Source organism: Duganella kummerowiae (assembly GCF_053572355.1).
The window spans coordinates 20,557-40,492 of record NZ_JBKFEH010000016.1 but is presented as its reverse complement, the minus strand read 5'-3'; the positions used below and the strand labels follow the sequence as shown (position 1 = coordinate 40,492).

Annotated in this window: 15 protein-coding genes; 4 read left to right on the top strand and 11 right to left on the bottom strand. The window is 67.4% G+C overall.

All coding sequences use genetic code 11. From position 1 onward, the window contains the following. From ACLB1G_RS21335 to ACLB1G_RS21320, 4 genes are all read right to left on the bottom strand, one after another. On the bottom strand, positions 1-159 hold a 159-nt coding region (locus ACLB1G_RS21335; protein ID WP_491629255.1), incomplete at its 3' end, for an acyl-homoserine-lactone synthase. A gap of 242 nt (positions 160-401) precedes the next feature. Next, positions 402-2,033 carry a methyl-accepting chemotaxis protein gene (locus ACLB1G_RS21330; RefSeq protein ID WP_491629253.1) on the bottom strand — a complete coding sequence of 544 codons (1,632 nt, stop codon included), beginning with the start codon at positions 2,031-2,033 and terminating at the stop codon, positions 402-404. A 379-nt stretch (positions 2,034-2,412) separates the two neighbouring features. Next, positions 2,413-3,231 carry a sterol desaturase family protein gene (locus ACLB1G_RS21325; protein ID WP_491629252.1) on the bottom strand — a complete coding sequence of 273 codons (819 nt, stop codon included), beginning with the start codon at positions 3,229-3,231 and terminating at the stop codon, positions 2,413-2,415. 115 nt (positions 3,232-3,346) lie between these two features. Then, positions 3,347-4,108 carry a PEPxxWA-CTERM sorting domain-containing protein gene (locus tag ACLB1G_RS21320; RefSeq protein ID WP_491629251.1) on the bottom strand — a complete coding sequence of 254 codons (762 nt, stop codon included), beginning with the start codon at positions 4,106-4,108 and terminating at the stop codon, positions 3,347-3,349. A gap of 435 nt (positions 4,109-4,543) precedes the next feature. Between ACLB1G_RS21320 and ACLB1G_RS21315 the strand changes: the two genes are divergently transcribed. From ACLB1G_RS21315 to ACLB1G_RS21300, 4 genes are all read left to right on the top strand, one after another. Next, on the top strand, positions 4,544-5,281 hold the full coding sequence (locus ACLB1G_RS21315; protein ID WP_491629250.1) for a FecR family protein: 738 nt from the start codon (positions 4,544-4,546) through the stop codon (positions 5,279-5,281). Positions 5,282-5,372: 91 nt separating this feature from the next. Further along, entirely contained in the window at positions 5,373-6,251 is an 879-nt protein-coding gene (locus tag ACLB1G_RS21310; RefSeq protein WP_491629249.1) for a Tll0287-like domain-containing protein, read from the top strand. 15 nt (positions 6,252-6,266) lie between these two features. Continuing rightward, on the top strand, positions 6,267-7,742 hold the full coding sequence (locus ACLB1G_RS21305; RefSeq protein WP_491629248.1) for a serine/threonine-protein kinase: 1,476 nt from the start codon (positions 6,267-6,269) through the stop codon (positions 7,740-7,742). A gap of 16 nt (positions 7,743-7,758) precedes the next feature. After that, positions 7,759-8,607 carry a PP2C family protein-serine/threonine phosphatase gene (locus ACLB1G_RS21300; protein WP_491629247.1) on the top strand — a complete coding sequence of 283 codons (849 nt, stop codon included), beginning with the start codon at positions 7,759-7,761 and terminating at the stop codon, positions 8,605-8,607. Here ACLB1G_RS21300 and tagF read toward each other — a convergent pair whose 3' ends face one another. The 7 genes from tagF to ACLB1G_RS21265 form a co-directional block, all read right to left on the bottom strand. Beyond that, positions 8,608-9,300, bottom strand: a complete 693-nt coding sequence (gene tagF, locus ACLB1G_RS21295) for a type VI secretion system-associated protein TagF (protein ID WP_491629254.1) — start codon at positions 9,298-9,300, stop codon at positions 8,608-8,610. 5 nt (positions 9,301-9,305) lie between these two features. Next, positions 9,306-12,869 carry a type VI secretion system membrane subunit TssM gene (gene tssM / locus ACLB1G_RS21290; RefSeq protein WP_491629246.1) on the bottom strand — a complete coding sequence of 1,188 codons (3,564 nt, stop codon included), beginning with the start codon at positions 12,867-12,869 and terminating at the stop codon, positions 9,306-9,308. A 46-nt stretch (positions 12,870-12,915) separates the two neighbouring features. Further along, complete coding sequence (icmH, locus tag ACLB1G_RS21285; protein ID WP_491629245.1) at positions 12,916-14,247, bottom strand: type IVB secretion system protein IcmH/DotU; 1,332 nt, start codon at positions 14,245-14,247, stop codon at positions 12,916-12,918. Between the two features lie 6 nt (positions 14,248-14,253). Beyond that, positions 14,254-15,585, bottom strand: coding sequence for a type VI secretion system baseplate subunit TssK (gene tssK / locus ACLB1G_RS21280; protein ID WP_491629244.1), 1,332 nt, complete (start codon positions 15,583-15,585; stop codon positions 14,254-14,256). A gap of 13 nt (positions 15,586-15,598) precedes the next feature. Further along, positions 15,599-17,326 (bottom strand): type VI secretion system-associated FHA domain protein TagH, encoded by a 1,728-nt coding sequence (tagH, locus tag ACLB1G_RS21275; protein WP_491629243.1) that lies wholly within the window; start codon positions 17,324-17,326, stop codon positions 15,599-15,601. Between the two features lie 206 nt (positions 17,327-17,532). Next, on the bottom strand, positions 17,533-19,503 hold the full coding sequence (locus ACLB1G_RS21270; RefSeq protein WP_491629242.1) for a type VI secretion system Vgr family protein: 1,971 nt from the start codon (positions 19,501-19,503) through the stop codon (positions 17,533-17,535). Positions 19,504-19,524: 21 nt separating this feature from the next. Beyond that, complete coding sequence (locus ACLB1G_RS21265; RefSeq protein ID WP_491629241.1) at positions 19,525-19,914, bottom strand: DUF4280 domain-containing protein; 390 nt, start codon at positions 19,912-19,914, stop codon at positions 19,525-19,527. Between the last annotated feature and the right edge of the window lie 22 nt (positions 19,915-19,936).

Genomic DNA, 19,936 nt, shown 5'->3' with positions numbered 1-19,936 from the left:
GTACACGGTGTCGGGGCGGTCGAACTGGTCCAGTTCCTCGCCGTTCTGGGTTGTCAGTTCCCAGCCCAGGGTCTCGATGAATACCTTGTGGCGATAACGGGCCATGTCCGTGTACAGCGCCGTGGAGAGTGCCCCAGTGTGTCCTGCGATAACGTTCATTCCCGCCCCCAAAGTGTCCAGATACATCCGTTGTCGATGTTGTCATTGGACGCTTTTCCAGGGCCTGGCGAAACTGTCACTATTTACAGCGGAAGCGGAGAGCCGGCGGGCGTGGCTGTCCGGCGGCGTGGTTGCGTGGGGAGTGGGCACACCGGCCCAGGCGCGGCGGGGAAGGCAGGGGATGGGGCGCGATGCCGGCGCACGCCGGCAGGGCGGAGCGGCGCGGCGCCGCCAGGCCGGCGTCAGCCGGCCAGCAGCGCGCGGCCGGTGGTGCGGCCGGCGGTGCGGCCGGCGCTGGCGTCCGGCGTGCGGCCGGCGCGGCGCGGGGCGGTCCCGCCATCGAGTTTGAAGGCCGCCACCGATGCGGACAGCAGGCTGGCCTGCTGCTCCAGCGAGGCCGAGGCGGCAGCCGCCTCCTCCACCAGCGCGGCATTCTGCTGGGTGGTCGCGTCCAGCGTGGCCACCGCCTGGTTGATCTGGCTGATGCCCACTTCCTGCTCCTGGCCGGCGGCGCTGATCTGGACGATGATGTTGGCCACGCGCTCGATGCTGGCCACGATTTCGCCCATGGTGGTGCCGGCTTCGCGCACCTGGCTCACGCCGCCGTCCACCTGGCTCACGGAGTCGCTGATCAGGGCCTTGATGTCCTTGGCTGCTTCGGCGCTGCGGTGGGCCAGGCTGCGCACCTCGGACGCCACCACGGCGAAGCCGCGCCCCTGTTCGCCGGCGCGGGCCGCTTCCACGGCAGCGTTCAAGGCCAGGATGTTGGTCTGGAAGGCGATGCCGTCGATCACGCCGATGATGTCGGCAATGCGGGTCGATGCGGTGCGGATGGATTCCATGGTGTTGATCACGTTGCCCACCACCTCGCCGCCGCGCGCCGCCACCTTGGAGGCGTCCTGCGCCAGCTGGTTGGACTGGCGCGCATTGTCGGAATTCTGGCGCACGGTGGCGGTCAGCTCTTCCAGCGAGGACGCCGTTTCCTCCAGGCTGGCGGCCTGCTCCTCGGTGCGGCCGGACAGGTCCAGGTTGCCGGTGGCGATCTCGGAGGTGGCGGTGGCGATGCTGGCGGCGCCGTCGCGCACGGTGCGCACGGTGTCGGCCAGTTTGGCCTGCATGGTTTCCAGCGCGCGCATCAGCTCGGTCATTTCATCGTTGCCGCGCACTTCGATATGGCTGGACAGGTCGCCCTCGGCCATGCGCGAGAACAGCGTGACCGACTGGCGGATCGGCCCCAGGATGGAACGCAGCAGGGACGCTGCCGCCGCCAGCATCAGCAGCACGCCGCCGATAATGGTGCCGGCGGTCAGCCAGCGCTGGCTGGCGTAGCGCGCCTGGCTGTCGGCGTAGTGGAGCGCATTGGAATCGGCCTGGAATTCGCCCAGCTTCTGGGCGCTGTCCGACAGCCTGGCAAACAGCGGCTGCATCAGCGTCATGGTGATCTTGTCGGCCAGGGCCGCATCCTTGGCCCTGAGCGCGCGCACCAGAGGCAGGTAGGCCTGGTCGATGAAGGCCTTGCGGTCCTGGTCCACCTGGTCGGACAGGCGCTTTTCGTCGGCGTTCTGGGGCAGCGACAGGTAGCGCGCCCAGGCCTTGTCGGAGACGGCCATGAAATTCTCGGCGCGCCCCAGGGTTTTGTCGGCGTCCGGCAATTCCGGATGCATGGTGACGCGGTCCAGCACCAGGCGTGAGCGGGCCAGCGCCAGTTGGGATTCGCCGATGGCCATGGCCGAGGGCATGGTGTTCTCGTTGGCGTCCTGCAGGCTGAGATTGACTTGCTGCATGCCGTACAGGCCGCTGACGCCGGCAATCACGATCAGCAGGCCCAGCAGGGCCATGGTCGCGATCAGCCTGAATTTGATGGTGATCTTCATGATGAAACACTCCGTATAACGAAGGGGATAGCCGCGAAGGAGGAGGCCAGGCAGGCTCGGCACTCGGGCGGCATCGGGCAGCGAGGTGGCTGCGTTAATCGGTACGAAACGGGGGTCTGGTTTCATCGCGAGCAATGGAATTGCCGCATGGATACAATTCTACGCCTGAGTGTGACAATTTGAAAGAATTTTGTGACTAGCAAGCAGCATCTTGCCGCGAGAATGTTACAAGGCCTCGGCCGGGCTGCATGCGTACGCAGTTGCGGCACCATGCCTGGGCGCGCAGACTGTGTTCAGGCCGTTTCCGGCCGCGCGTCTGGCCGACCATGCTTCGCGCTGCCAATGTAGAGGCAGGCAATCAGGTAGCGCTGGACAACGATCAAGCGTCCGGTTTGCCTTTCCTTGCCGGAAGGAACGGATCGAGCAACTGGCCGCCGAGGCTGTCCGCCAGCGGGGTATCGGTGCCGTAGGCGGCCGGCCAATGCCGGGGCAGATAATGGGTGCCGAACACCCGGTCCAGCAGCGGCAAGGTGGAGGCGTAGTTGCGGTTGATGTGGTCGTGGCGGCTGTGGTGCCAGTGGTGGAAGGCGGGCGTGGCCACCAGCCATTCCAGCGGTCCCAGCCGCCAGCGCAGGTTGGCGTGGATGAAGTATCCCCACATGGTGCCCGCCACCAGCAGGAGGGCTGGCGCCCCGCTGCCGGCCATGCTGGGACCGGCCAGGCCCAGCAGGTAGAGCGGCACCAGGCCGAACAGGCGGGTGACGATCATGTCCACCGGGTGGGTGCGGGTGTTGGCCAGGAAGTGCATGTGTTCGGTGCTGTGGTGCACGGCGTGGTAACGCCACAGCCAGGGCAGCTCATGGCTGAGCCGGTGACCCCAGTAAAAGCCGGTTTCCCCCACCAGGAACACCAGCAGCAAGCGTACGGCGCCGGACAGGCCATGGACGGCATCGGTCAGGCTGGCCGGCACCAGCTGGCGCGCGGCAGCGGCCAGCAGCGCGGCCGGCACGCTCAGCAGGACGATGGGCACCAGGCTGCTGATCACATAGTAGGCCAGGTCGTGCAGGCGCTCGCGGCGGGAGCGCGGCGGGTGCTCGCAGCCGTACCAGCGTTCCAGCGGGACGAAGATGGCGCTCAGCAGCGCCAGCCAGGCGCACAGGCGCAGGACGGCGCCCAGGAAGTCGTTCAGGGTGGGCATGATGGACGCGGTGGAGGATGACGGCGCCAGTGTAGCCGCTGATGGCGGCGCGGTGTAAGGGCCGGCAGGCCGGCCGCGGCGTGCGCCGCGGACCGGGTCGGCGCGGCGGTTCCGTTCAGGCCTGCCGGCGCGCGGCGCGGCGGCGCGCCATGACGCCGACCAGGCCCAGGCCACCCAGCAGCATGCCCCAGGTTTCCGGTTCCGGCACGGCGGCCGTCAGCGACACGTTATCGAGCAGCAGGAACGGCGGGGCGCCAGCCGAGCCGCCGTTGGCCAGGAAAGACAGCACCTGGGAAGCGCCGCTGGCGGTGAAGGTCATGCTGGCGGTTTGCCAGCCGCTGAAGCCGCCGCTTTGTATGCTCAGCGGGCTGGTGTTCTGGGTGCTGCCGCCGAAGCTCACGGCCCAGTAGTCATTGATATTGGCCTTGTCGAAGCCGGCCTGCTGGCCCAGGGCGTAGTCGAAGCTCAGCGTGTACAGGCTGTTGGCGGCCAGTCCGGTGACGGTTTGCGACAGCGCGCCGGCGTACCATTGCGGATCGGAGGCGAACACATTGCCGCCGGTGGGCGAAGCGGTGATGCCGTTGGCATGGCCCAGGTCGTCCCGGGTGCGCAGCGCGATGGCCGAGGCATTGGTGGTGTAGATGGCGCTGTCGAGCACGAAGTTGTAGCCGGCGTCCCTGGCATTGCCATTGTAGGCGCTGTTCCAGCCGACCAGCGTGGTGCGGCCGGCGTCGCCGTTGGAGGTCAGCTGCTTGTTGGTGCCATTGGTGGTTTGCTCGAAACCGCCATTCTGCACCAGGTTGGTGGCGGCGTGGGACGTACCCGAAGCCAGGGCGGCGACGGCGGAAAGGGACAGCAGCAGGGATGTGATGCGCATTGCGAAAGCTCCAGTGTGACGAGTCGTTGGTAGGGTGACTGCCGGCAATTGCTGGGCCGACGACAGTTCGGTACAGGGTTGCGGCACCGAACTGGCTATTGCATTGCGGTTATTGTAACAGAGATTAATCCATAAAAACTAAAATGTTTTTTAGGAACGTTTAATTTCCATATAGAACTTCGTTGATTCTTACCCGCGCCGCACTACAATTGGCTCATGGAGCAGCCATATGGGGTTCCGGGGACGCGTAACCGTAATTATTTTAAAAAATAGCAACTTCCTCGACCGCCCGTTGTACAATCATCCACTGCCGGGGGCGGCCGATGGCGCACCGTCCCGCCACCCGAGCCGACGCCACGCCATGCCAACAGCCCTTCATCAAAGGTCATCGAAGTGAGTAGAAATTCATATCGCCTTCCTCACCTGCTGCTGGCGATGGCACTACCTATCACTCCTCTGGCCGGCGCGGCCAGCCTGGCCAGCGTGGCCACGATTTCCTTTGCCGAACAGCCCCCGCGCCTGCTGCGCGGAACCAGTTTCTATAGCGCTACGCGCGGGGTCCATCTGGAAAACGGCGACATCGTCGACACCGGCGCCGGCGGCATCCAGATAGAAGGCGTGGCCGGTGCTATCCTGGCGCTCGGCCCGTCCAGCCGGGTGTATTTCAAACTGACGCCTGGCGAGTCGGAACTGCAATTGCTGAGCGGCTGGCTGAAGGTACAGCCGGCCCGCGCGCCTGGCGGCCATCCCCCCACGGTCATCAGCGGCGCCGTCAAATTTTCCTCGAACGCCTCGGTCATCGTCCACGACGATGCCGGCGTCATCGAAGTGTTCGTGGAAGACGGCGACGCCGCGATCACGGAGTCCGCCATCGGCAAGCCGCCGCGTACCATCAGGATGGCGCGCGAGCAATATGCCGCGGGCAGCCCGGCGGCGCCATTCAAAGTGCTGGCGCGTCCTTCCAAGGAATTCCTGGCAGGCTTGCCGCCCCCTTTCCTCGACCGCCTGGTCCCGGTCAACCTGAAAGGTTATGCGGCGGAACCGAAGCAGGACGGACCCGCCAGTTACGCCCAGGTCTTGCCGTGGCTGACCGATGTCCCGGCCCTGCGCCAGCTGCTGCAGCGCCGTTTCAATCCGGTCGCCACCAAGAGCCCCGCGGCCACGCGCCGCTGATGAAAGGCGCCGCCACAACTGCCGCCACGCCAAGTCGCACTATTCTTTTTCCCCACATCCATAACCCCTTACTGCCGCCGCCACTACCGCTATGAAAATGTCGATTGCCGCGAAGTTCAACATCGTGTTCCTGACCATTTTCGGGGGCGGTTTTGTCGCCGCCAGCGCGGTCACCAACTATCTGCTGCAGGACAATGCACGCGAGGAGACGCTGCAGAACGCCCGCATGCTGATGGAAGCGGCCAGCGCCGCGCGCAGCTACACCTCGACCCAGATCGTTCCCTTGCTGGAAACGCGGCTCAAATACGAGTTCCTGCCACAGTCGATCCCCTCCTACGCCGCCACCGAACACCTGAATCATCTGCTCAAGTCGCACGCCGATTTCAGCTACAAGGAAGCGACCCTCAACCCGACCAATCTGCGCGACCGCGCCTCCGATTGGGAGGCCGACATCGTCAACACCTTGCGCGCCAAGCCCGCGCTGAAGGAAGTCGTTGGCGAGCGCAACACCTCGACCGGCCCGGCACTGTACGTGGCCCGTCCCTTGCAGATCACCAACGCCGCCTGCCTGCGCTGCCACAGCGTGCCAGACGCCGCACCCAAGACCATGCTGGATATCTATGGCCGCAACAACGGCTTCGGCTGGAAACACATGGAGGTGATCGGCGCCCAGGTCGTGTCGGTGCCGATGGAAGTGCCGCTGCGCCGCGCCAGTCTGATGCTGCGCACCTACATGTTGTCGATGCTGGGCATCTTCGCGTTCTTGTTCGTGGCGCTGAACATCATGGTGCACTTGTTCGTGACGCGCCGCATCACCCAGATGTCGCGCCTGGCCGACCAGGTCAGCATGGGCCAGTTCAACGCCGAGGAACTGGACGTCAAGGGCAACGACGAATTGTCGGTGCTGGCGCGTTCCTTCAGCCGCATGCGCACCAGCCTGGCCAGTGCCATGAAGATGCTGGAAGAATAAGGCGCTGGCACAGTCATGCTGGAACAACTGGGTAAATACCGTATCGAAAGCATCCTCGGCAAAGGCGCCATGGGGGTGGTGTACAAGGCCTTCGATCCGCACATCGAGCGGGTGGTGGCGCTCAAGACCGTGCGCAAGGAACTGTTCAGCGACGCCCAGCAGGCCGAACTGATCAACCGCTTCAAGAACGAGGCGCAGGCGGCCGGCCGCCTGCAGCATCCGAATATCGTCATGGTGTACGACTACGGCGAGGACAGCGAATCGGCCTACATCGCCATGGAGTTCATCGACGGCACGCCGCTCAACACCTTGATGGTGCCTGACCAGCCCACGCCCCTGGCGCGTGTGACGGCCTGGATGAGCGACCTGCTGACGGCGCTCGACTATGCCCATGCGCGCGGCGTGGTCCACCGCGACATCAAGCCATCCAACCTGCTGATTACGCGCACGGCCCAGGTCAAGATCAGCGATTTCGGCATCGCCCGCATCGAGTCCTCTACGCTGACCCAGACCGGCGCCATGGTAGGCACGCCGAGCTACATGTCGCCCGAGCAGTTCCGCGGCGACGTGGCCGATGGCCGCTCGGACGTGTTCTCTGCCGGTATCCTGCTATACCAGTTGCTGACTGGGGTGCGGCCCTTTGTCGGCTCGTCCTCGGTGGTGATGCAGCGTATCCTCAACGAAATGCCGGTACCGGTGTCGCAGCTGCAGCCTGCCTTGGGGACGGCGTACGACCGCGTGCTGGAACGCGCCATGGCCAAGGCGCCGGAGCAGCGCTACCCATCGGCGCGCGCCTTCCTCGACGCCCTGTCCCAGATCGGGCGCCAGGATGGCGCCGATCCGGACGCCACCACCATGGCCGACGCCGACCGTACCGTGATGGCGGCCAGCCTGCACCCCATGCCACAGCCGGCCGGAACCGGCGGCAGCCACACCCTGGCCGGAACCGGCGCCCTCAGCGCGACCATGACGCCATGGAAGCTGGAAGCCCTGCCCGAAATGGAAACAATCCTTTCGCGCCAGATAGGCCCGATGGCGAAATTCCTGCTGAGGAAAGTGGCGGCGCAAGCGGACGGCATCGACCAGTTGGCCGACATGCTGCTGCCGCACATTCCCTCCGATATCGGCCGGCTGGAATTCCAGCAGGGCGTGGCGCTGCTCAAGAAGAAGCTCGATGCCAGCGGCACCGGCAGCGGCACGGCCGGGCTGCGCACCGGCACCAGCGGCCCCGCATCCACGGCCGGCACCGGCCTTGGGACCGGGCTCAGCACCGGGCGCTCCGAGATCCGCATCCCGGTCGCGTATGACGAGGCCTTCGTCGACAGCATTGCTCTCAAGCTGTTGCCGCTGATCGGCCCGATCGCCAAAGTGGTGGCAAAACGCGCCGCACGCCAGACCAACGACCGTGGCGACTTCCTGCGCCTGGTGGCCGAGCATATCGAGTCGGTGCCCGAGCGTACCCGCTTCCTCACCGAACTGGGCGGCGCCTGATGCGCGCCGCATGGCCATGAGCAGCTGGCAGCCGCTGTCGAGCGGCCAGCCGCATCGCCTGCCAGCCGGGGTGGCAGTGGGCGCTACCGACGTCGGCACGGTACGCACCAGCAACGAAGACAACTTCCTCATCGATGAGGCGCTGGGACTGGCCATGGTGGCCGACGGCATGGGCGGCCACGCCGCCGGCGAAGTGGCCAGCGCGGCCGCCTTGACGACGCTGCGCGACTATCTGCGCGCACACGCGGCGGCCCAGGACGGTGCCGACGGCGAGGCCGACGTCGACGCCACCTGGTTCGACCCGGCCATGCGCAGCGTCAGCCTGGTACATGACGCCATCGACGCCGCCAACCATGGCCTGTATGCGCAGAATCTGGCGCGCCAGCAGCCCGAGGGCGGCATGGGCACCACCCTGTGCGGCTTCTGGCAGCCTGCCGGCAGCGCGGCGCTGGTCCTGTTCAATGTAGGGGACAGCCGCCTTTACCGGCAACGCAACGGCCTTCTGGAGTTGCTGACGCGCGACCAGACCCTGTACCAGCAGGCGCTGGAAGCCGGCATGATCGAGAATCTGCCGGCCAGGAATTTGCTGCTGCAGGCGATAGGCCCCTCGCCGCGCATCCTGCCGGAGGTCCTGAGCCAGTTGCCGCAGGCCGGCGATGTACTGATGCTGTGCAGCGACGGCCTGCACGGCGCGGTGCCGCATGCCGAGATGCAGCAGGTGCTGGCCGCCGCCAGCGCCGACAGCCTGGCCGCCAGCTGCGCACGCCTGATCGCCCTGGCCAAGGCCTACGGCAGCCGGGACAACATCACCGTGCTGCTGACCTGCTGCGCCGCAGCGCCGGTGGCGCCAGTAGCGCCGCGATGATCAGACCCCGGGCCAGCCGTGGCCGCGCCAGTCGCCATCGAGCAATGCGGCAAAAGCGGATGGCGGCGGCAGGCCACGGCTGAGCGCCACGCAAGGCGCCACCTGCGGCGAACCATCGGTCCACCACAAGCCCTGCCCCGCCAGCGCGGCGGCGGCGATGCCGCGCAGCAGGCCGGAGGCGCCGGCCGCCTGCAGTTGCGGCTCCAGCCCCTGCGCCTGATCCAGGGCGATAACCGTTGCCGGCGCCGACACCAGCGACGGCGCCTCCAGCGCCGACAGCGCGGCATCAAAGGCGTCCAGCGAAAACTGCTCCGCCAGCGATGACAACGCCAGCTCCTCCAGTCTTGCATGCCAGGCAGCGTGGCTGGTCAAACAATCCGGCAGCGAGGTACCGGCTGCCAGTTCGGCCGCCAGCGTCAGGGGAAAATGCCGCCCGACCCGGTCCACGCTGGGCATCATCAACCCGGCCCACGCCGAGTGGCCACAGACCCCGGGCGCCAGCGCGAAGTGCCAGATCGGACTGTTCATGTAAGTCGCCAGCCAGCGTGCGCCCAGCGCAGCCTTGCTGGCCTGCAGGCCCTGCTGCAGCCAGCCATCCCAAGGTTGTACGAAGGCCGGCGCCAGGCGGCGCGAGACAAAGTCCCCATGGCTGGTGACCTTGCCGAAAAATCCCGCGCCCGGCGCCAGGTGCATCGCGCTCACCAGCCGGCCGGGCAGCGGAACTGCTCCAGCGCATCGCGCCGGAACGGGTTGATGACGCTGCTGGCGTTGAGCTGATACACCACCTTGCGGCCGTCCAGGTCATAGGTCAGCTTGTAGCGTTCGCCCTGGGCGCTGGGCTCCAGCAGGCCTTTGTCCAGCAGGTGGAACCAGGCCCACGGCCCGTCCGCGCGCAGGTCGGTGCGCGCGGGGGGCGTGGCTTCCAGATGCACCTGGCCGCTGCCCTTGCCGCTGGGCAGGGCGATCTGCACCGGCCGCGCGGTGGTGCCGGCCGCATAGACCACCGGCTGGCCGTCGAGGTCCAGCGTGACCTTGCTGAGCGCCGCATCGGCGCTAACCGGTGTCAATTCGAAACGTAGCGAGGGCTGTCGGCCACCGGCGCCGAAGAACATGTCGCGCAGGCGCGCCGCACGCTGGAACTGGTTCAGCACGTCCTGCGGCACGCCCAGCGGGGCGCCGCCGGTGGCGCGCCACTTCCACTGGCCGCCAGCCATGTCGACCTGGGCCGCCAGGTTCTTGGCGAAGAAATCATCCATCACGCCGCCGGGGCCAAAGAATTTGCCGAAATCGTCAGGCGTGACTTCCTTGGCGGCGCTGCGCACCAGCGGATAGCGGCCGGCGATGGCGTCCTGGCAGAAGGCGGCGGCAGACGCACTCCACAAGGCCTGCAGGCGTGCCCGCTCGCTGCCCAGGGTCAGGCCGGCGCCGGCGCCATCGATTTGCTGCAGCATGCCGCCCAGCGGCGCCGGCTTGCCCTCGCCCTCGCGTTTCAGGCGCTGCATGGTGTCGGCCGGCGGCGGCGGGCTGCCGGCGCGGCGCGCGCCGTCCGCCGCGTCGAAGTAGGCCGACGCATCCTTCAGCATGGCGAGCAGGCCGTCCAGCGGCGCCGGACCGGGCGCGCCCGCCGTACCGACCAGCTTGTGCAGCGCATCGAAATGCAGGTCGACCGGATTGACGGCCTTGGCTTCCGGTGGCGGCGCGTCATCGCCGCCCAGGGCCGATTCCAGTTTCTGCCGCGCCGCCGCCAGCTTGCCGCGCACCGCCTCGTCCAGCGCGGCGGCGGCCGCTTTGCCGCCGGTACCCTCGAGTGTGGTTTCCTTGGCGGCGGCCTGCATGAAGGCGCGCAGCGGCGAATCGGCGGCGGCCAGGGCGTTGGTCACGCGCGCGCCCTGCTCCAGGGTCGAGAATGGCACGATGCGCACATCGGCCAGCAAACCATCCCACTGCTTGATGTAGTCCGTGTAATACAACTGCAGCACGGCCGAGCGCATCTGCTCACCACTGACGGCGGCCAGTGCGCCTTCCGATTCGCGCCGGTCCAGCACCCAGCTGTCCTTGGCGACGTCCAGCATGGCCTGGGGCAGCTGCTTGAGCAGCTCGCGGTAGCCGGCCACGCTGTAGACCCCGGAAATACCGCGTGTCAGCGGTTCGCCGCTGGCGCGCGACAGCAGCAGCGAGACGTCGCGCCCGACCGCGCGGTTGACACTGAACTCCGGCAGCCGGGCCTGCGCCACCTGCCGCTTGAGCCGGTTGTAGACCCGCTGCGGCAGCGGCATCATGGCCAGCGTCAAGCGGGTTTGCGCGATCAGCCCGGCATCCAGCGCGGGCGGTTCGGCGCTATCGTCGCCGCTGTCGAACAGGGCCGCCACGTGGGCCGCCAGCTGCTCGCGCTGCTCGGGCGTGGCGTCCGGCAGATGACGGCGCCAGTCCAGTCCCAGCCAGGCCTGCACCGATTCGGCGTCCAGATGCATGGGCTGGCCCAGCATCAGATATACGCGCAAGGTCTCGTACAGGAATTCCTGGTTGTTGGCGTCGCCGCGCCGCAGGGTATCTTCCAGCCGCCCGGCGATGCGTGGCAGCAGCGCGCTGCGCAGCAGGCGCCGGTACAAGGTGTAGGCGCCCGCGCCCAGCTTGTCGGCCTGGTTCAGGCCGAAACGGTTAAACAGCGGCACGCCGGCCTCGCGATCGGCGTAGCCGCCCGGCAGCGCGCGCGCGGCATCCAGCAGAGGCAGCAGGGCCAGCACACTGCCCTGGGCCGGCGTGGCCAGTGCCAGCTGGCTGATCTGCGCGGTGCGCGCTTCCAGGTCGGCCACGTAGCGCTGATTGCGCACATAGCTGGTGCCCAGGCCGGCCGCCGTCACCAGCAGCACCAGCCCGGCCACGCCTCCGGCCAGCCAGCGCAAGCGCTGGCGGCGCAGCTCGAACTTGCGGTCGGCGCCGGCCAAGCCGGCTTCCTTGAAGATCACCTCGCGCAACAGCGTGGTGATGAAATAGCTGCGCCCGCTGGCGGCATTGGGCGCCAGCACCTTGCGGTCCAGTCCAAAGGCGGAGGCCAGCGACACCATCACGCGGTCGATCGGGCTGCCCTCCTGCGTGCCGCTGGTGAAATACACGCCGCGCAGCAGCGCGGGCTGCTCGAAGCGGGTGGCCTGGAACACCTCGTTAAGGAAATCGCCCAGCACGTCGCCGATGGCGGCAAACTGCTGCGGGAAGCGGTACAGCAAGGCGCGCCGCTGGAGGTCGCGTTCCTGCTGCATGCGTGCCAGCACGCGCACCTGCAACTGGCGCTCCAGTGCCGCGAAGCGCCCGGCAAAGCCGGCCAGCGCCTGGCCGGGCTGTCCGTCGGGGTCGGCCTCGAAGGTCATGCCCCAGACCTGGGCCCGCTCTTCGCGGCCCAGGTCATCGAAGAACTCGACGAATCCGGCCAGCAGGTCGCACTTGGTGACCGTGACATAAATCGGGAAGCTGCTGCCCAGCCGCTCGTGCAGCTCCTTGATGCGGGCGCGGATGGCCAGGGCCTGGACCTGACGTCCAGCCGGCCCCTGCTGCAGCAGATCGGCCACGCTGACGGCGACGATGATGCCGTTGATGGGGCGGCGCGGCCGGTGCCGTTTCAACAGGCCGAGAAAACCGATCCAGCCGGCCTGGTCGAGTTCACTGTGGCTGTCCTGGGTGGTGTAGCGCCCGGCAGTGTCCAGCAGCACTGCCTCGTCGGTGAACCACCAGTCGCAATGGCGGGTGCCGCCCACGCCGCCGATGGCGCCCGGACCCAGCGTGTCGGCCAGCGGGAACGTCAAGCCCGAATGCAGCAGCGTGGTGGTCTTGCCGCTGCCCGGCGCGCCGACCAGCATGTACCACGGCAGTTGGTACAGATACTGGCCATTCCATTGTTTCTTTCCGGGCGCCGCCTTGCGCAGCACCGCCAAGGCCTCCCGCATGCGCTTGGCCAGCAAGGCCTGCTCCTGCAGCGCCTCCTGCTGCTGCGCCTGGCCGGCGGCGGGCGCGGCCTCCTCCGGCGGCGCCAGGCTGGCCATCAGGCGCCGGTTGGCCAGCGTCGCGGCGATCCAGCGCCAGATGAAATAGCCGGCCCAGGCCAGCAGCAACAGCAGAATGATGAACCAGCGCACGCCGCTGGAGGCGAACGGCTCCTTGCCGTCAAAGGCCAGCAGCGGCCCCTCGAACCACACCAGCAGCGACAGCAGCAGCACGCCCAGCAGGGTCAGCACCCAGCGCTTGAACAGCCAGGAAAATAATCGTTTCATAGTTGTCCGCCGCGGCGGCCAGAAAATGTCAAAAACATGCGGCACATCATGGCGCCAGCGCCGGGGTCAGCACCACGATCTCGACGCGCCGGTTGCGCGCGCGATTGACCGCGCTGTCGTTGGCGACCTGTGGCTCGGTGTCGCCACGCCCTTCCGCGCTGTAGCGCTGCGGCGGACCCGCGCGCTGCGCCAGCACCGCCGCCACCCCGGCCGCGCGCGCCTTGGACAAATCATAGTTGGACGGGAAGCGCGCCGACAGGCCGGGCTTGGTGTCGTCGGTGTGGCCGATCACGATGACCTTGCCGGGCAAGGTGCCGAGCGCCGCGCCGATACGCTCAAGCAGGGGCGTCAGCTTGCTCTGCACCTCCGCGCTGCCGGAGCCGAACATGCCATCGCCGCGCACGGTGATGACGCAGCGCTCGGCAGTCTCGCGCACGCTGACCAGTCCCTGTGCCACTTCGGGCGCCAGGAAGCCGGCGATGCGGGACGCCGCCGGCGGCGCCACTGCCGGCGCTGGCGCAGGCGCCACGGTGCGCGCCACGCGTATCCTGGACAGGCCGGCGAACACGGGGTCGGAAGCGCGGTTCAGGACCACGCTGCAGACCAGTTGCACAATCAGCAGCAGCACGGCGGCCGCCGCGATCAGCACCCATACCGGCGTGCCGCGCAAGGGCGAGGCGGCGGCGGGCGCAGTGCCACGCCAGGCTGGCGAGAGGTCGGTTTCGTAGGCGCCGCGATGCTGGCGTATCAATTGCAGCAGGCGCTCGCGCAACGTCGCCAACTGGGCCTGGCCCTGGTCGAGCACGCGATAGCGCCCCTCCAGCCCGAGCGACAGGCAGACATACATCAGCTCCAGCAAATCCAGGTTGGCGGCCGGGTTCTGGCTCAGGCGCTGCAGGATGAGGAACACCTTTTCACCGCCCGAGGCCTCATTGTGAAACGCCACCAACAGGCTGCGCGTGCCCCACACCCCGCTGCCCCAAGCCGTGCTGGCGATGGTTTCATCGAGCAGTGTGCACAGGATGTAGCGGGCGGCGGCGATGGCTTCGCTGTCGATGCCGTCCGCGCGGGCCTCGGTCTCGAAGACCTTGAGCGCCAGCGCCAGGCGCTCGCGCAACTGCTGCAGATCGGGCGGCTGGGCCGTGGTGCGCAGCGGCACCACCAGGTCCAGCAGCGCATTGGCGGCGCGTACCAGCGGATTGAGGCCGCTGCCGGATATCTTGTGTACCGCGCTGGCGGCGGTGGTCGCGGTGGCGGCGCCCGCCGTGCCGGCCGGCTGGGTGGCCGGCGGCGTTGCGGCGCGCCGCCCACCCGGCGTCGGGACCATCATGGTGGCGTCCGGATCCGGCTGCGGTTCGAGTGGGTCCTGTGTGCTCACGTATGCCTACCTTCTGATGGCCCAGAACTGCATCTGCAATCCCGGAAAATCGCCCGCCACATGCATCGCGAATCCGGCCGACTGGTGCAGGTGCTGGAAGTATTCGCTGCTGCGGTCCAGCTCGAAATAGGTGTAGCCCGCATAAAACGGCAATTGGCGCGGGGCCACCGGCAAGGCGCGCAGCCCTATGCCCGGCAACTGCAGGTTGACCAGGTCGCGGATCTTCTCCACCGAACCGATCTTGACCTGGGCCGGGAACGCGGTGCGCATCATCTCGGCCGGCATCTGGGCGTTGACCGCCAGCACAAAGGTAGCGCTGCGCAGCAGCTCCTTGTCCGGCAGCACCGCCACCCGGATGCCGAACTGGCGCTCCTCGAGCGTGATCGGTACCGCCTGCGCATCCATCACGGTGGACAGGGCGCGCCGCAGGTCCACGATCAGGGGCGCGAAGGTCTCGGCCAGCGCGTCATGGCGGTACGGGCCGTAGGAGGCGGCGCGCTTGCCGGCTTCGGTAAAGGTGGCCAGTTCGCCAGCCAGCTCCAGCATGGCGCTGTACAGCCGTTCAGGATGTACGCCGGTGGCGCTGGCCAGGTGGCTGAACAGCGGCTGCACCCGGTTGAGCAGCTGCAGCAGCAGGAAATCGGCAATTTCCGCGGCCCCGGTGGCGCCGGGCTGAGACAGCCGCGCGGCCAGCGCCTCGGCGCGCTGGTGCAGCAGGCCCACCAGCTCGTCGGCGAAGCCGGCCAGCCGGGGTGCTGCGCGGAAGTCCAGGCATGGCGCGCAGTACTCGGGATCGAGCACCACGCGGTTGTCGGCGCGCCGTTCGACGATGCGGGCGATGCCCAGGGTGGCATAGGCATGCACCACTTCGCTTTCCAGCGCGATGCGCAGCCGCAGCTTGCCGATCTGTACCAGGGCGCTGTTGTCCAGGCCATTGCTGTCCCAGACCTCGTAGTCGTCGCTGCGGTGGCGGGCGAAATTATCCGGGCCGTCCAGGTTGGCCACTTCCGCCACGCCGTGCCGGCGCAGTGGCAGGGCCAGCACCACCAGCACGTTGCGCGCATCGGCAGGCACTTCCAGCGGCAGCGGCAATTCGTCTTCGGCCGGCAGGTCGAATGGGGTACCGTCCGGCAGCACTGCGCGGCACGCCATCAAGGCCAGCTTGCCCAGCGCCAGTTGCTGCTCATCGAGCTTGAGACCGGCAAAGCCGTAGCCATAGGGCGTCAGGGCGGACACCCGGGCCTCCAGCTGGCTCTGCCAATAACGGTCGTGCTGCTGCAGATGCTGCGGCTGCAGCAGCATGCCTTCCGACCAGACCACCTTGTTTTTCCACGCCATGATGCCTCGTTGTCTAATTGATCCCAGGCTTGTTGCCAGCCCGGCGCAGGCGTTCGACCTGCTCTTCGTATGCTTGCGCGAACTTTTCGCTGAACAGGCGCTGTACGTCATCGTCGGCCTCGCGCGCGATCTCGCCGTACAGTTCCACCAGGCTGTCCCATAATTTCGCCTTGCGCGAGCTGCTCAGCATCTTGTCCATCACGCTGGGCACGGCCAGCCGGCTCTCGATACGGGCCGGGTCGAAGCGCTGCAGCACGGACGCCAGCGCGGCCCGCATGCCGGCGATGACGGCCAGCTCATGCGCCTTCACGTCGTCAAAGGCGCTGCGCATGGCCTGCACCGGCGGCATGTAGCCGGCCATGGCGTTGGTCAGCATCTGGGTCAGTGCGCTGTCCGGGTTGGGGAAGAATTTCAGCGGATTGTTGGCGCTGACCGAGATCATGGTCATGTCGATCCGGCTTTCCTTCTTGGTGAGGGCGCGCGCCATCAGCACATCCATGGCGCCAGCCGTGGCCTCGCGCAGCATGGCGCCCACGGTCTCGGCCACCTGCACCCCGGAGCGGTTCAGCTGCAGGTCCGGCAGTCCCAGTCCGCGCAGCAGGGCTTGCAGGATGTCGCTGTCGCTGTCGGACCGTGCTGCGCCGGCCGCTGCGGGAGGGGGCGCGCTAACGGCAGGCACGGCAGGTGCGGTTCTGTAAGCGGGCGCCATCAGCGTATGCGCATCGTCGGCGCTGGCGGCCGCGCTGTTCAGGAAGGCGGCGAGCGGCGCCGACGGCGCCTGGGGCGATGCCGGCGGCGCTACCGCCATAGGGGGCGGCGCCGCCTCAGGCGACGTCGGCACTGGCGCTGCGGACGGCGCCGGCGCCGCTGCGAAAGCTGGCGGCGTCAACCCTGCGAACAGGTCTGGCGCCGGCGATGTCAGCGGCGCTGGCACAGGGGCTGCTGCGCGCGGCAGCAGGTCGGCCAGCGGATCGTAATCGTCCGGGATGGCAAAGGCGGCCGCAGGACGGGCCGCCGACGCCGGCGCCACCGGGCCGGACGTCGGGCCGGACGACGGCGCGGCTGCGGCGGGCAAGCGGAACGGTACCAGCTCCGGCGACACATGGTCGCTCTCGGCGGCGCGGTATTGCGGCGCCAGGTTCAGGCCCAGATCGCCAGGCAAGGCCGCCGGCGCGGGCGGCGTGCTGGCGAACAGGTTCAGCCCGAGAGGATCATCCATGGCCGAGCCGGCGCCCCCGCCCGGCTCGATGTCCAGGATGCGCGCAGCGGCCAGGCTGTCGATGCCGGCCGCCGCCAGCGGGGGCGGCGCCACCGGCGCCGGCACCAGCTCCAGCGGCGGCAGTTGCACCGGCGGCGGGGCCGGCGGCGGCTCGAACAGCGGCAGCGCCGTATCGTTGAGCGGCGCCGGCGGCAGCCACGGCGCCGGCGCCGCGGCCGCAACGGCGATCCGCGCCTCGAGCTGATAATCGCCGATGACGAGACGGTCTCCATCGTTCAGCGCTATCTCGCGGCCCTTGCCCAAGGGCCGGTCATTGATCACGCTGGGATTGCTGCCCACATCTTCGAGGAAATACGTTCCGGCGCGACAGCTCACCCGCGCATGCACGCGCGAAATATATTTACCGGGATCGTCAAGCACCAGCAAGTTGTCGGGCGAACGGCCCAAGCTGCCGCCGGCGTCGGTGAAATGCCCCACCGGCGCCTGCGGCGCCGGCTGGTTGCGATAGCTGAGGATACTCAAGGTTAACAGCATCGGGTCAATGGTGATAAGTGGGACGTGAAGTCTCGGCCCTACCGGAAAGATCAGGCTGGACGGTGCTGCGGACTGGCACAACAGAGGCTGTCATGGCGAGCTCCAATTATACGTTGGGGCCAAGCGCATCGGCGCTAGAAATTGACCAAAGGCCACAATTTCAGTCCTGCGCCCGGCACCGCCTGCGGGCGCCATCAATTGATCTTCACGAGGCCGCCGGCCAGCGTCGTCAAGGAACCGCCATCGAGCTCCATCATGGCCCCGGCCTTGACCTGGGTTTTGGCGTCGGAGGCGATCGCGATCTCCACCGACTTGATGGTGATCCTGGCCGCTTCGATCTTGACGCTGCTGGCGCCCACCTTCAACTCGATCGAGGTGCCGGCTTCGATGACGATGGTCTGCCCCGCCTTCACCTTCTGGTTGGCGCTGACGTCCAGCGTCTGGTCCTTGCCGACCTTGATCTTCTGGTCCTTGCCAACCTCGATGGTTTCCATGTTGCCGATCTTGACCTGCTGGTCATGTCCGACGTCCAGCCGGCGGTCGTTCTTGATGGCGATGTCCTGGTCGCCCTTGTCGGCGGTCTCGAAGCCGACCTTGAGCTGGTCGTTGTTCTTCACCACGCGCAGGAAATCGCGCTCGGCGTGCAGATACACTTCCTCGCCGTCCTTCTTGTCCTCGAAGCGCAGCTCGTTGCAGCCCTGGCCATCCTTGGACGAATTGGACATGATGGTGGACCTGGTCTGCCCGGCCGGCAGCGCATAGGGCGGCATGGCGTCCGAGTTGTACACGCAGCCCGTGACCAGCGGCCGGTCAGGATCGCCCTCCAGGAATTCGACCACCACCTCCATGCCGACACGCGGGATGAACATGGCGCCCCAGCCCTTGCCGGCCCAGCCCTGCGAGACCCGCACCCAGCAGGAACTCTTCTCGTCCTCGCTGCCCTCGCGGTCCCAGTGGAACTGCACCTTGACCCTGCCATACTTGTCGGTCCAGATTTCCTCGCCAGCCTTGCCCACCACCATGGCCGTTTGCGGTCCCTGCACCAGGGGCTTGCGCGCCACCGGCTGCGGGCGGAAGGCGTGTTCGGTCCCGACCGCTCCCAGCGCGACCAGGAACTCGGCGCCGCCACCGCTGCCGCCGCTGCGATAGTCGTTACCCCTGAGCACATAGGTGGCGTCGGTCACCAGGAACTCCCGGTTCTGGTCGGTGCGCGGGTGTTCGGCCAGCTTGAACAGGCCGCCCGTGTACAACGCGCGCGCATTGCTAGCCGCGTCGATGCGCTCGCACTGTCCATGCAGCGTTTCCATGCGGCGCCTGGCCTGCGCGCTACCATCGGCGACCGCCGTGTACAGGCCCGGATAGTCATACATGTCGAAGGCGGTCTGCCTGAAGGCGGCCGGAATGGCGGATTTGACTTTCAAGCCGCCGCGGGCGCTGGAAGCGGCTTGTTCGAAATCGAAATCGTTGAGCGCATAGCCGCTGGACTGGATTTCGCCCGACATGGACCACGACGTCACCGCCTCCTCGTGGTGGTGGGGCGCACCGTCGCCGCCGAAATACTTCAAGGCTCCGCCGGCGATGGGCTGGTGGGCGCCGTAGGAATCGGCCAGCACCATGACGTGCCTGTGCTCCTCATGGGTGAAGTAAAAATAGATGCCGGCCTGCTCCAGCAGGCGGCAGACAAAATTGAAGTCCGTCTCGCGGTACTGTACGCAATACGGCAACGGCTTATGGTTGTCGCTGAGTGCATTGCGCGACAGCTCCACCAGGCCGCCATACTGGGGGGCGCCGCACACGTCCGCCACGATGTCCGGGATGGATTTATCCTGGAAGATGCGGCAATCGGAGCAACGCGTCAGCAGCCACAGCCCGGGATGGATGGTGGCCTCGTACAGCGCGCCGTCGCCATCCCAGCCGTTGCTGCGGAAACGCGTGACGACGCCGTGGAAATGACGCAGGCCGCCATCCTCCAGCGCCAGGTGCACCGCCATGGTCTTGCCCAGCACGTCGGCGATCTGGATGTCCGGATTGCTGCTGGACAGTTGCACGCGGAATTCCGACAGCCGCCCCAGCTGCTCGCTGCCCTCCATGCTGCGGAACAGCAGCGTGTCGGCCGCCAGCGCGGAGGTGACGGATATCTCTCGTTCGGTCTGTGTTGCGGGCATCGGCTTCTCTATTTTGCGGTATCAGGGTATCAGGGTCTTGACGGTGCCGGGCATGCTGATGGCGATCACGCCGCCCCAGTTGCACATGCATTTGGAGACGTTGTCCAGCGCCGGCATATTGGCAATCAGCACGGTGGGGGCTCCAGGCGCCCACGGCGTCACGGTCATCGGAATACATGGCATGGGGGTCAGCACGCCGAGCGCGGCGGCGGTGGCAGCCGCCACCGTGGGATTGGCCAGCGACATGCAGGTACCGAACGGCATGATGTTGACCATGGGCTTGTGGTCCATGATGTTGGCCGCCGGCGGCCCTTCGCACAGCACCCTGTTCGTCGGCAGCACCATCAGCGAGGACGGCGCCGCGCCAAAGCTGCAAGTCATCATCGCACCCGTCGATACCTGGCTAGGCATGCTCTCTCTCCTGTGCGCGCAA

Bases quoted from the DNA above. Each gene is read 5' to 3' on its own strand.
- ACLB1G_RS21330 (WP_491629253.1), bottom strand. From the start codon at position 2,033: ATGAAGATCACCATCAAATTCAGGCTGATCGCGACCATGGCCCTGCTG.
- ACLB1G_RS21325 (WP_491629252.1), bottom strand. From the start codon at position 3,231: ATGCCCACCCTGAACGACTTCCTGGGCGCCGTCCTGCGCCTGTGCGCC.
- ACLB1G_RS21320 (WP_491629251.1), bottom strand. From the start codon at position 4,108: ATGCGCATCACATCCCTGCTGCTGTCCCTTTCCGCCGTCGCCGCCCTG.
- ACLB1G_RS21315 (WP_491629250.1), top strand. From the start codon at position 4,544: ATGGCACTACCTATCACTCCTCTGGCCGGCGCGGCCAGCCTGGCCAGC.
- ACLB1G_RS21310 (WP_491629249.1), top strand. From the start codon at position 5,373: ATGAAAATGTCGATTGCCGCGAAGTTCAACATCGTGTTCCTGACCATT.
- ACLB1G_RS21305 (WP_491629248.1), top strand. From the start codon at position 6,267: ATGCTGGAACAACTGGGTAAATACCGTATCGAAAGCATCCTCGGCAAA.
- ACLB1G_RS21300 (WP_491629247.1), top strand. From the start codon at position 7,759: ATGAGCAGCTGGCAGCCGCTGTCGAGCGGCCAGCCGCATCGCCTGCCA.
- tagF (WP_491629254.1), bottom strand. From the start codon at position 9,300: ATGCACCTGGCGCCGGGCGCGGGATTTTTCGGCAAGGTCACCAGCCAT.
- tssM (WP_491629246.1), bottom strand. From the start codon at position 12,869: ATGAAACGATTATTTTCCTGGCTGTTCAAGCGCTGGGTGCTGACCCTG.
- tssK (WP_491629244.1), bottom strand. From the start codon at position 15,585: ATGGCGTGGAAAAACAAGGTGGTCTGGTCGGAAGGCATGCTGCTGCAG.
- ACLB1G_RS21270 (WP_491629242.1), bottom strand. From the start codon at position 19,503: ATGCCCGCAACACAGACCGAACGAGAGATATCCGTCACCTCCGCGCTG.
- ACLB1G_RS21265 (WP_491629241.1), bottom strand. From the start codon at position 19,914: ATGCCTAGCCAGGTATCGACGGGTGCGATGATGACTTGCAGCTTTGGC.